Source organism: Exiguobacterium sp. s63 (assembly GCF_018617335.1).
Classification (GTDB): Bacteria; Bacillota; Bacilli; order Exiguobacteriales; family Exiguobacteriaceae; genus Exiguobacterium.
The window spans coordinates 538711-551047 of record NZ_JACSKB010000001.1 but is presented as its reverse complement, the minus strand read 5'-3'; the positions used below and the strand labels follow the sequence as shown (position 1 = coordinate 551047).

At 49.0% G+C, this 12337-nt stretch carries 11 protein-coding genes, 1 riboswitch and 1 other annotated feature; of the genes, 7 read left to right on the top strand and 4 right to left on the bottom strand.

The features are described from left to right. Positions 1-45 precede the first annotated feature (45 nt). Together ytkD and KNO90_RS02845 are read left to right on the top strand one after the other, a co-directional pair. Positions 46-519 (top strand): RNA deprotection pyrophosphohydrolase, encoded by a 474-nt coding sequence (gene ytkD, locus KNO90_RS02850; protein ID WP_012726795.1) that lies wholly within the window; start codon positions 46-48, stop codon positions 517-519. Continuing rightward, positions 500-1264, top strand: coding sequence for an alpha/beta hydrolase family protein (locus tag KNO90_RS02845; RefSeq protein WP_214741472.1), 765 nt, complete (start codon positions 500-502; stop codon positions 1262-1264). The genes ytkD and KNO90_RS02845 overlap by 20 nt, the downstream gene beginning before the upstream one ends. Before the next feature lie 14 nt (positions 1265-1278). Here KNO90_RS02845 and pckA read toward each other — a convergent pair whose 3' ends face one another. Then, entirely contained in the window at positions 1279-2850 is a 1572-nt protein-coding gene (pckA, locus tag KNO90_RS02840) for a phosphoenolpyruvate carboxykinase (ATP) (RefSeq protein WP_214741470.1), read from the bottom strand. Positions 2851-3172: 322 nt separating this feature from the next. Then, positions 3173-3292: riboswitch (SAM riboswitch) on the top strand. A gap of 132 nt (positions 3293-3424) precedes the next feature. Between pckA and metK the strand changes: the two genes are divergently transcribed. Next, the gene (gene metK / locus KNO90_RS02835; RefSeq protein WP_012726792.1) at positions 3425-4633 is read left to right on the top strand and encodes a methionine adenosyltransferase; all 1209 of its coding nucleotides are present in this window, start codon (positions 3425-3427) and stop codon (positions 4631-4633) included. Positions 4634-4670: 37 nt separating this feature from the next. On the opposite strand, the gene KNO90_RS02830 is transcribed toward metK, so the two are convergent. Next, a complete protein-coding gene (locus KNO90_RS02830) occupies positions 4671-5195 on the bottom strand; it encodes a hypothetical protein (RefSeq protein ID WP_215112963.1) in 525 nt (174 codons plus the stop codon). Positions 5196-5358: 163 nt separating this feature from the next. Here KNO90_RS02830 and KNO90_RS02825 point away from each other — a divergent pair, with 163 nt between their 5' ends. Both KNO90_RS02825 and KNO90_RS02820 read left to right on the top strand, forming a co-directional pair. After that, a complete protein-coding gene (locus KNO90_RS02825; protein WP_214778104.1) occupies positions 5359-5829 on the top strand; it encodes a GNAT family N-acetyltransferase in 471 nt (156 codons plus the stop codon). 88 nt (positions 5830-5917) lie between these two features. Further along, complete coding sequence (locus KNO90_RS02820) at positions 5918-6631, top strand: alpha/beta hydrolase (protein ID WP_214741464.1); 714 nt, start codon at positions 5918-5920, stop codon at positions 6629-6631. A 31-nt stretch (positions 6632-6662) separates the two neighbouring features. On the opposite strand, the gene mnmM is transcribed toward KNO90_RS02820, so the two are convergent. Continuing rightward, positions 6663-7235 (bottom strand): tRNA 5-(aminomethyl)-2-thiouridylate-methyltransferase MnmM, encoded by a 573-nt coding sequence (gene mnmM, locus KNO90_RS02815; RefSeq protein ID WP_215112962.1) that lies wholly within the window; start codon positions 7233-7235, stop codon positions 6663-6665. Then, entirely contained in the window at positions 7189-8163 is a 975-nt protein-coding gene (gene mnmL, locus KNO90_RS02810; protein ID WP_215112961.1) for a tRNA modification radical SAM protein MnmL/YtqA, read from the bottom strand. The genes mnmM and mnmL overlap by 47 nt, the downstream gene beginning before the upstream one ends. Positions 8164-8341: 178 nt before the next feature. Between mnmL and KNO90_RS02805 the strand changes: the two genes are divergently transcribed. Together KNO90_RS02805 and leuS are read left to right on the top strand one after the other, a co-directional pair. After that, positions 8342-9532, top strand: coding sequence for an MDR family MFS transporter (locus KNO90_RS02805; RefSeq protein WP_214741458.1), 1191 nt, complete (start codon positions 8342-8344; stop codon positions 9530-9532). Between the two features lie 39 nt (positions 9533-9571). Continuing rightward, positions 9572-9787, top strand: a binding site (T-box leader). Positions 9788-9826: 39 nt separating this feature from the next. Continuing rightward, positions 9827-12232, top strand: a complete 2406-nt coding sequence (gene leuS / locus KNO90_RS02800) for a leucine--tRNA ligase (protein WP_214741456.1) — start codon at positions 9827-9829, stop codon at positions 12230-12232. The last annotated feature ends 105 nt before the right edge of the window (positions 12233-12337 follow it).

The window sequence follows — 12337 nt, the reverse complement described above, 5'->3', positions numbered from 1 at the left end:
GACAAGGTAAAGTGAGAGTAGACAGGGGAAAGAAAGGGATGGACTATGAAGACATTCAAGGATTACTATCATAATCAAGTCGAGTTAAGCTTCACCCATTATCCGTTCTCAGACACACCGCTCCACGTCTGGGTGGTCGCCCGTTACAAGGACAAGTGGGTATTGACGAAGCATAAACAACGCGGGCTTGAGTTCCCAGGTGGGAAAGTCGAGCCAGGAGAACATGAGGATGCCGCTGCCATCCGGGAAGTATATGAAGAGACCGGAGGCGTCGTCAAGACGTTACGATACATGGGTCAATATCGTGTGCTCGGTCGCGGCGACACCGTCATCAAAAATATCTATTTTGCGGAGATTGAACGATTCGAAGATCATCCCGCGGTCGACGAGACGGATGGGGCCGTCCTGATCGATGTCTTGCCGGACAATCTACTACGGAATCCGCGTTATAGCTTTATGATGAAAGATCGCGTCTTACCAGAGACGATGAGGGTACTCCATGAGCAACAGTTGGTTTGACCGAATCGACGTGTTGCCACCATACGCCGGTTACCGAGTGACGCGTGGGTGGTACACGACGAATGATGGGGAAGAGGTCGTCGCCTATTCGATTGAACCGAAACGGTCGAACGGACAGGTGTTGATGTACTTACGAGGAGGAACGGCACGAATCGGGGACGTTCGGTTACCACGCCTCATGCAATTTGCGGCCCGAGGTTTTCACGTGGTGGCTCCGGTCTACCGGGGCAATCACGGCGGCACAGGGAAAGAGGACTTCGGTGGTGCAGACTTGGAAGATGTGCTCTCCCTTTACGATCGTATCGAAACGAGCGGACGACCGATTCATGCACTCGGTTTTTCACGTGGTGGGATGATGGCCCTTTCCCTCGCTTCTGAACGACCGGTCACGACCGTCACCTCGTGGGCCGGTGTGACGAATCTTGAGTGGACGTATGAAGAACAACGATCGATGCGGAAAATGTTACGTCGCATGACAGGTGGGGATCCTGAATCGGCAGAAGCGGCATATACGGAACGCTCACCGCTCTACAAGGATTGGGTGGCCCCGACGCTAATCATTCATGGGACGGATGACGAGCAGGTTCGTTTACGCCATGCGACAGCTGTCGCAGAGAAGTTAGGGGAGCAAGCTGAATTTTGGGTACTCCCGTTCGGCCATCAACTCCCGTTTTGGGACAAATGGGAAACGACCGAACAAGCAATGGATTGGATGCTCCGAAATACAAAAGCACCGACTCGATGAGTCGGTGCTTTTTATTAGATGACGAGTGGACCGGCCGCGATGACCGATTCGTTTGCTTTTGTGAAACGCTTAAAGTTTTCTTTGAACTTCATGGCGAGAGCTTTGGCCTCGACATCGTAGCGAGCTGGGTCGCTCCACGTATCGCGTGGGTTGAGCACATCGCTTGGTACGCCTTCAATAGCTACAGGCATCTCGACATTGAAAATATCATGTTTCGTCGTCTCGACGTCACGAAGCTGGCCGTTGACTGCGGCATTGACCATCGCACGCGTGTAAGCGAGTTTCATACGTGATCCTTCACCATAGGCACCGCCTGTCCAACCTGTGTTGACAAGATAGACATCGACATCATGTTCTTCAATCAATTTACCGAGCATGTCCGCATAACGCTCTGGAGCGAGCGGAAGGAACGGTGAGCCGAAACAAGTCGAGAACGTCGCTTGAGGTTCTGTGACCCCGCGCTCCGTGCCAGCGAGTTTCGAGGTATACCCAGACAAGAAGTGGTACATTGCCTGTTCCTTCGTCAATTTGCTGATCGGAGGCAAGACACCGTATGCGTCTGCTGTCAAGAAGACGATCGTATTTGGATGACCTGCACGAGATGGGAGCATCGCGTTGTCGATGAACTCAATCGGATATGCCGCACGGGTATTCTCCGTTAAGGAAATATTTTTATAGTCCGGTGTACGGTCATCGTTCAAAACGACGTTCTCAATTAGAGAACCGAATCGGATTGCATCATAAATTTCAGGTTCGTTCTCACGCGACAAGTTGATCGTCTTCGCGTAGCAACCACCTTCGATGTTAAAGACCCCGTCTGGTGACCATCCGTGCTCATCATCTCCAATCAAGTGACGCTCAGGGTCGGCAGAGAGTGTCGTCTTCCCGGTTCCCGATAAACCAAAGAAGAGGGCTGTCTCGTTTGCATCGTTGACGTTTGCCGAACAGTGCATGGATAAAACGTTTTGTTCCGGCAATAGGAAGTTCATGACAGAGAAAATGGATTTCTTAATTTCGCCACCGTACTCTGTTCCCCCGATTAGAATCGTGCGCTTGGCGAATGAAACGAGAATGAACGTCTCAGAGTTCGTACCATCGACCGCTGGATCTGCTTTATAACTCGGTGCATAAATGACTGTGAACGGGTCGAACGCACTGTTCGTAGACCAATCACGTAAGAAGAGCTGTTTCGCAAATAGACTATGCCATGCATACTCTGTGATGGCACGAACCGGTAAATTGTAGTGCTCGTCAGCACCGGCAGAAGCTTCCAAGTAGTAAAGTTTATCTTTCTTTTCTAAATGGTCGACTACTTTGTCAAGAAGTGCTGTGAACTTCTCTTCTGCAATTGGTTGGTTGACTTTCCCCCAATCGACGAGGTTGTTGCTGACTTCATCTTGTACGACGAATTTGTCTTTCGGTGACCGTCCGGTAAAAGCACCTGTGCTGACAGATAATGCCCCGTCTTTCGTCAGTACCCCTTCACCGTTTTGAATGGCTTCTTCCACCAATTCTGGAACCGTCAAGTTCCGTAACATGTCGGCACCATTAATTAATTCTTCGATTTTCAGGAGCGTTGTCGCCATCCTGAATCCCACCTTTCCCCTAAATAGATGTGGATGAAATCCGCATACTTCCGCGATTACGTTTAATCAGTATGACATTTTTAATTATATGTGACACACTAATTAAACACAAGCGTTTCTTCTCTCTAAGTAAGCGCTTTCTTACACAGACAGTTTATCACATTCTCTTATCACAAGGTGTTAAAAAATAGAAACGAAATAAAAAAATGTTTGACGATTCACAAACAGAAATGTTTTGCAAGTCTGTGAAAACTTTTACGAATTTGTTCGATTCCCTTGACATAACCGAGTGTCATTTATATGATGGTTTTCGTAACGGATACTCTTATTCTGAGCGGTGGAGGGAACAAGGCCCTACGAAGCCCAGCAACCGTCCGACATGAAGTCCTGTGCGGAAAAGGTGCTATCCTGAAGCGAAGCCATTAGCTTCGAACGATAAGAGGGTAAGGAAGAACGATTCAACCTTTCCCAATGTATGTCATCGGGGGAGGTTTTTTTCATTACCGTCCCAAAGCAACGCGTAAGGGGAACGAGTACCGTCCACATATTACCCTTATTATAGGAGGTTTTTTGAATGTCAAAATTGAACCGTCGACTTTTTACTTCAGAGTCGGTTACTGAAGGACATCCAGACAAAATTTGTGATCAGATTTCTGACTCGATTTTGGATGCCATTTTAGCGGAAGACCCGAATGCCCGTGTTGCGGCAGAAACGTCTGTCACAACAGGTCTTGTACTCGTAGCTGGTGAAATCACAACGTCAACTTACGTGGATATCCCGAAAGTTGTCCGTGAAACGATTCGTGAAATCGGATATACGCGCGCGAAATACGGTTTCGACGCAGAAACATGTGCCGTCTTGACATCGATTGACGAGCAGTCAGTAGACATCGCGCAAGGTGTTGACCAAGCGCTTGAAGCACGTGAAGGTCAGATGACTGAAGAGGAACTTGATGCAATCGGTGCAGGAGACCAAGGTCTCATGTTCGGATATGCAACAAACGAGACACCTGAACTCATGCCACTTCCGATTTCGTTGGCACATAAGTTGTCACGTCGTCTTGCTGAAGTACGTAAGAACGGTACGCTCGAGTACCTACGTCCGGACGGGAAGACGCAAGTAACGGTCGAGTATGATGAGGACAACAACCCTGTTCGCATCGATACGATCGTTATTTCGACACAACACGCTGAAGAGATCACGCTTGAGCAAATTCAAGAAGACTTGAAAAAACATGTCATCGAGGCAGTCATTCCGGCTGAACTCATCGATGCTGAAACAAAATACTTCATCAACCCGACTGGTCGCTTCGTAATCGGTGGACCACAAGGGGATGCAGGTTTGACAGGACGTAAGATTATCGTTGATACGTACGGTGGATACGCTCGTCACGGTGGCGGTGCATTCTCTGGTAAAGATCCTACAAAAGTTGACCGTTCAGCGGCATACGCAGCTCGCTATGTAGCGAAAAACATCGTTGCAGCAGGACTTGCGGATAAAGCGGAAGTTCAACTTGCGTACGCAATCGGTGTTGCACACCCAGTATCGATCGCTGTCGATACGTTCGGCACAGGTAAATTGAGCGAAACGGAACTCGTTGAACTCGTTCGTGAGAACTTCGACCTCCGTCCGGCAGGCATCATCAAGATGCTCGACCTTCGTCGCCCAATCTACAAACAAACGGCAGCATACGGTCACTTCGGTCGTACAGACATCGAACTCCCATGGGAGCAAACAGATAAAGCAGCCATTCTTGAAGAAGGCGCGAAGCGTTTCGCGTAATCAAAAAAAACGACCTTTCCGCGGAAAGGTCGTTTTTTTACGTTGTAGGAGGGGACTGTGTCTTTTCATGATTCGCCGACGAATCATTTGAAGGAGTTTCTTGTCCAAGTGCCGTGTCTTTCGCTTCAACAACTTTTTCACCGATGTCTTGTAAATCAGACTTGGCTTCTTGGGCCGTCTCGACGATTTGATTGACATCCTGTTTGACGGTATCAACCTCACCGACGACTTTCTCGTAGACGTTTTGAACATCTGTAGATACTTCTTGTATTTTAGACGAAGCACTTTTCACTTGTTCAATTACCTGGGAAGCTTTTCCGGCAGGATCTTGTTTCACTTCATTGACGATGCCTCCGACCGACGATTTAGCATTCGAAAGGGATTGCTTCGTCTGCTCACGATTGGATGAGCTCAGTAAGGCAAGAAGTCCACCGACGAGGGCACCGAGTAACATTCCGGTCACGACATTGATCTTTGGACTTCCCCCGTCCAATTGATCAAATTGGCGGTTCGGGTTTGCTGTCTGTTCTACTTTCGGGTCATGCTCTAGTTTTGGTTCCATCTTGAACACTCCTTCATATGATTGGCATTGGTTGTGATATACCCTTGACGAATCTCGATATAACCTTTTCTTATGTTTCGTCATGAAAAAGAAATGAAGGGCAGGATAAAAACGCTAGGATAGGGAATGATACAAATAGATTGGCCAAAAGGGGGAAGCTGTCATGAAGATGAGGGAAGCAGTGCCAGAGGATGCGGCGTTGATTCGGACGATTGCACTCGCGACGATTTCAAAGGATGATTCCAATCGAACGAGAGCAATGGAGCGCGCCTATCGCCAAGAAGAGATTGTGCGAGCAATCAGTTCAAGTGAAGAAGCACGAGAACAGTACTTTATCGTCGGCGAGTATGATGAAGAGGTCATCGGATTTTGTCATGCCATCGATCGCGGTGACATGTGGGAGATGCTTCGTCTCTATCTGCATCCCGACTATCATCGGAATGGGTATGGCGCAGCCTTTTTGGAACACCTCCAATCCACAAAAGAACAACCGATGGAAGTGTACGTTGAGAATTCGAATGATCAAGCGATTGCGTTTCTCTTACATCAATCGTTTGAAGAAGTGAACCGCATCCAAGAAGAGGTGTATGATCGACCGATGGAACTCATTCATTTACGATATGACCCGAGCTAAGCCTCCAGACGGATTTTCCTCAAACATCAGTTGCGACTGATGTTTTTTTGATACAATATACATAGTCTATAAATGAGGTGACGACAGCATGACATATGAAGAAACACGAAAAGGGGTCATCGTCATCGTGTATCCGTTACAGTTCACATCACGGATCAGCGAGAATTTTATTCGACGGCTACAGGACGACTACGAAGTCATCGTCGTTCGGGACCAATCGGTCGGATTGACGGCAGATGACCATAAACAACTCATCAAACGAGCATTACGTGAGGCAGGAGAGTACAAATTGCCGATTCACATCGTGGCATTCAGCCTGGGCGCACTCTTTACGAATCGACTCTTACAGGAGTACGATGTGCCACTCGGGAGCCTCACATACATCTCCCCGTTGTTTGACTGGCATGCAACGCGTCAAATCGGTGGGTTGAAACAAGTCGTCGCGAGTGCTGTCGACCGCTTCCGCCCAGACTTGCCACTCGGAATGATGACTTTCACTGGTGGGGGAGACGAATCGTCCCGATTCGGTGAAATCACGTATGCACAATATCGTGAAATTGAAGAAGAAATTGTCGAGCATCAAGAAGAGAAGAAACATTTGCCACGTCTTCCGCTCGCTTGTTTCTACGCACCGGACGACCAATTCGCAGATGTGAAGCTGACACTGAATGTCTGTCGAAAGATTGGTGGAGATCAAGTGTATATCCGCCGATTGGAAGGTTTCCCGCATTTTGGATACGAGCGGTTAAACACGAAATTTGCGGAAACGCTCATGACATTTTATGAATTGATTCAAGAATGACGAAAGGCGACTCAACTGAGCCGCCTTTTTCTTATCCTCGTTTTTCAATCGCCACGATGAACGGGGGATGATTGATTTGGTTGATGAAGCCGTACCGTAGGACGCCTGCCTGTTTTTGGTCGAGTGACTCTACATAACGGAGTACCTCGTCACGTTCGACTTTTCCACTTTCATGTCCGTGGTAAATTACGATGACGATGACACCACCGACAGCCATGACCTCTAATAGTTGAGACAAGGCAGCGATGGTCGTATTCCCGTGTGTCGTGATGGATTTGTCGCTTCCCGGTAAATATCCTAAGTTGAAGACGGCCGCGGTAATCGGACGCAATTCCTTTTCAACGACCGCTTGGACCGTATCGTGACTATCATGAATGACGGTCACCCGGTCACTGACACCCGCCTCTTCAATCCGTGCGTTTGTGGCCGCTACGGCCTCTGACTGGATATCAAATGCGTACACATGTCCCGTGTCGCCAACGGCTTTCGCGAGGAATAACGTATCGTGTCCGTTTCCGGCTGTCATATCGATGGCGACATGTCCTTCTTCGAGATGATCATGTAGTAATTGTTTTGCAAAAGGTAGTACTCTCATTAATCCCATAGATCTCATCCTTCTTTTTTCCTTGGAAAGAATCTCGTCGTTCCAATTCCGCACGAATCTTGTTTAGCACCTGCATCTTGTGACGGCTCCATAGCGGACCAATCAATAGCTCGGGCGGACCGTCTCCTGTCAAACGATGGACGATGACCTCAGGAGGTATACATTCGAGCTGATCGCAGACGAGGGAGACGTATGTGTCTTCCTCCATCAATTCGAGTAGACCTTTTTCGTATTGACGAGCGAGCGGTGTGTGTTTCAAGACGTGAAGTAAATGGATCTTGATTCCTTGTATGTCCATTTTAGCAACTTCTCGTGTTGTGTCGAGCATCATCTCTGGTGTCTCACCTGGGAGGCCATTGATGATATGAACGCAGACACGAATGTTGTGACGACGAAGTTTCGCAAGACCTGTCAAAAACGATTGATAGTCGTGTCCACGATTAATCTTTTTAGCGGTCGTGTCGTGTACGGTCTGAAGACCGAGCTCCACCCAAAGGGACGTCCGTTCATTCAGTTCTGCTAAATAGGCGACGACGTCGTCCGGTAGGCAGTCTGGACGTGTCGCAATTGAGAGACCGACGACCCCATCTTCTTTTAGTGCCGGTTCATACAATTCACGTAACCGCTCGACCGGCGCATACGTATTACTAAACGCTTGAAAATAAGCGATGTACTTGGCATTTTTCCACTTCCGGTGGAGCCGGACCTTCACTTCTGCAAATTGAACGGGAATTGGGTCACAGGCATTTCCCGCGAAATCACCACGTCCATCGTCTGAGCAGAAGGTGCATCCGCCTTTTGAGACGCGACCGTCACGGTTCGGACAGGTGAATCCGCCATCGAGCGGTACCTTGAATACCTTCCCTCCATATTCTCGGCGATATGCCTCATTCAGCGTATGATATCGGTTTTGACCAAATGGATTCATGATCATCTCTCCTTCCTTGCTCATGCTATCACAAACGGGAAATGGCAAAACTTCATAATAAGTAATTTTTCTTGACACTTCCTTGGCGTTCGTTTAGGTTTGATAAGGAAATCTTGTCGATTCGGCCATTATGTGCCGATTTTTTTGATGTGAAAGAGGAATGAAAGGAGGACTTGGTGTGAACAATAAAATGCCAATCTCGGTATGGATTCTAGTCATTGCGATGGCGCTCAATACAACGGCGGCGTCTTTTTTATGGCCGTTTAACACACTGTATATTCATGATTTTTTAGGTGAGTCGATGACGCTTGCCGGGGTGGCACTTCTTGTGAACTCGGCACTCGCGATTGTCGGAAACTACATCGGGGGGACGTTGTTCGACCGTATCGGTGGAAAAACGACGCTCATGATCTCTGTCGGTCTTTTGCTTGCGAGCTCACTTGGATTTTTACTGTTCCACGCCACGTTCTTCGGCTATTTAGTGTGGCTCGGTTTGATTGGCTTCTCAGGTGGACTCGTCTTTCCGACCGTTTACGCATTTGCGGGTCTTATCTGGCCAGAAGGAGGACGTCGTTCGTTCAATGCGATTTATGTTGCGCAAAATGTGGGGGTCGCTCTCGGTACGGCGATGAGTGGACAAATCGCTCGATTTAACATTGAGTGGATTTTCTATGCGAACTTCTCCTTGTCCGTCTTATTTGTCGTGGTGCTCTTATTTGGGCTTCGTTATTTGAAGAACCCGGCACGTCCTGTCGTGCAATCACAACTTGAGGCTGCCGCCACGACTCTCTCGAGCGCAACGATGAAGTCGATGTGGTACGTCGCCATCGGATATGCGGTCCTTTGGTTCGTCTATGTGCAGTGGCAAGGAACGATTGCCGTTCATTCGAAAGATCTCGGTGTCACAATCAGTCAGTACTCACTACTATGGACAGTGAACGGAGCGATGATCGTCTTCGCACAGCCATTACTCAACCGTGTGCTTCGACAGTTTGAGGACGATTTGAAACGTCAGTTAATCATCGGAGCTTCCATTTTCCTTGGTGCCTTCTTGATTGTCCCGTTTGCTGGTGGATTCGGGATGTTCATGGTCGGGATGGTCGTCATGACGATTGGGGAAATGTTCGTTTGGCCAGCAGTCCCAACGATTGCAGCGAAACTTGCCCCTCCAGGTAAAGCTGGCCAATATCAAGGACTCGTCAATATCGCAGCATCTGTCGGTCGTATGATTGGGCCAACAATGTCCGGATTTGTCTACGATATGTTTGGCATCACGGCGGTCTTTGGCATGCTTCTCCTACTCGTCACGTTTGCCCTTACACTGTTTGTCGTCATGAAAGACATTCGCGTCACAGAAAAATCAAGTTGACGTTGAATTTCAGAATGGGCTAAAATAGACTACGATGAATAGCAAGCGATGAAGAGGATTAGTAGCGAACGTTCCGTTTCAAAGAGAGTCGATGGTTGGTGTGAATCGATAAATGGAGGTCGTGAACTCACCTTGGAGCTGTTTTCCTGAAACGAGTAGGGAAAACCGGGGTTACGCCTCGTTACCGGCGTCTCAAGTGGCAGCAATGCAACATGGGTGGTACCGCGGAGAGCTTTCAAGCCTTTCGTCCCATTTTCGGGGACGAAAGGCTTTTTATTATGCAGAGGAGGAAGAATGTTGAGCTATTTTAAACATCAAGAAATCGAGCCGAAATGGCAAAAGCGTTGGGAAGAGAAAGAAGCATTCAAAACGACAGAGGACCCGGAGAAGGATTGTTTTTATGTGCTTGATATGTTCCCGTACCCATCAGGAGCAGGTCTTCACGTCGGTCACCCGGAAGGTTATACGGCAACTGACATCATCGCACGTATGAAACGGATGCAAGGATATAACGTCCTTCACCCGATCGGCTGGGATGCATTTGGTCTACCTGCCGAACAATATGCACTCGACACAGGGAACGACCCGCGTGAGTTCACAGCGCGCAATATCGAAACGTTCCGCCGCCAATTGAAAGAACTCGGATTCTCATACGATTGGGATCGTGAAATTAGCACGACGGACCCGAAATATTATAAATGGACACAATGGATCTTCACGCAGCTCTTCGAACGTGGACTTGCATACGTCGATGAAGTCGCTGTCAACTGGTGCCCGGCACTCGGTACAGTCCTTGCGAACGAGGAAGTCATCGATGGCTTGTCAGAGCGTGGGAATCACCCGGTTTACCGCGTCCCAATGAAACAGTGGGTGCTTCGCATCACAGAATACGCGGAGCGTTTGCTTGAAGACTTGGAAGGTCTCGATTGGCCGGAGAGCGTGAAAGAGATGCAACGCAACTGGATCGGCAAATCAGTCGGTGCCGAGGTCGATTTCAAGGTCGACGGTCACGATAAGATCGTCACGGTGTTCACGACACGTCCAGATACGCTTCACGGGGCGACATATGTGACGCTCGCACCGGAGCATCCATTCACGAAAGTGATCACGACGCCTGAACAATCGACGGCAGTCGAAGCCTACATCGAGGAAGTCTCGAAGAAGACCGACCTCGAGCGTACAGACCTTGCCAAAGAGAAGACAGGTGTCTTCACGGGCGCATATGCGATCAACCCGGTGAACGGCGAGAAACTTCCGATTTGGACAGCGGACTACGTTCTCTCGACATATGGGACAGGTGCAGTCATGGCTGTTCCTGGACACGATGAGCGCGATTATGAGTTTGCGAAAACGTTCGACCTCCCGATCCGTGAAGTCGTCAAAGGTGGAAACGTGGAAGAGGCGGCTTACGTCGAAGACGGAGAGCACGTCAACTCTGGTAGCTTGAACGGACTTAATAAAGCCGATGCCATCAAGACAATCATTGAAGAGCTCGAAGCGAGTGGTACAGGGCGTGCGAAGACGACATACCGCCTTCGTGACTGGTTGTTCAGCCGTCAACGTTACTGGGGCGAGCCGATCCCGGTCGTCCACATGGAAGATGGAACGATGAAGACGGTACCGGTCGAAGAACTTCCGCTCGAACTTCCGATCATCGATGAAATCAAACCATCTGGTACGGGCGAGTCGCCACTCGCGAACGCAGAAGAGTGGTTGACGTATACAGATCCTGTCACAGGGGAAAAAGGTCGTCGCGAGACGAACACGATGCCACAATGGGCAGGTAGCTGCTGGTACTACATCCGTTACATCGATCCAGATAACGAAGAGATGATCGCGGATCCTGAGAAACTTAAGCGTTGGCTTCCGGTCGACTTGTATATCGGGGGTACGGAGCATGCCGTTCTTCACTTGCTCTACGCACGTTTCTGGCATAAGGTCCTTTACGATATCGGTGTCGTCCCAACGAACGAGCCGTTCCAAAAACTCTATAACCAAGGGATGATCCTCGGTGAGAACAACGAGAAGATGTCAAAATCTCGTGGGAACGTCGTCAACCCAGATGATATCGTGAAGTCACACGGAGCTGATACACTCCGTCTTTACGAAATGTTCATGGGACCACTTGACGCGGCCATCGCATGGTCGACGAATGGACTTGACGGGGCACGTCGCTTCCTCGACCGCGTCTGGCGTTTGTTCGATCAGACGAACTTCGCAGACGTGGCACCGACTGCCGACTTTGAACGCACGTATCATCAGACGGTGAAAAAAGTGACGGAAGATTATGAAGCCCTTCGCTTCAACACGGCGATTTCGCAGTTGATGGTCTTCGTCAATGAAGCAAACAAACAAGAGACGTTGCCGAAATCGCAAATGGTCGACTTCATCAAGATGCTTTCACCAGTCGCGCCACACTTGTCTGAAGAGTTGTGGGAGAAGATGGGCATGACGGAAGAGTTGACGTATGCGGCTTGGCCGACATACGATGAGTCAAAACTTGTGAGCGACACGATTGAAGTCGTCATCCAGGTGAACGGGAAACTTCGTGCGAAAATGCACGTCTCGCGTGACGCATCAAAAGAAGCACTTGAAGCGGAAGCACTCGGGAACGAGCGTGTCCAAGAGTTCACAGAAGGCAAGACGGTTCGTAAAGTCATTGTCGTTCCTGGAAAACTCGTCAATATTGTAGTGGGGTAATCAAAAGAATGTGTGACATTGTCGCACATTCTTTTCTTTTTGGTGAGGTCATTTTCTTTTACGGTCGGTTTTGATACACTAAAGGGCGATACTGAAGGAGAAGGG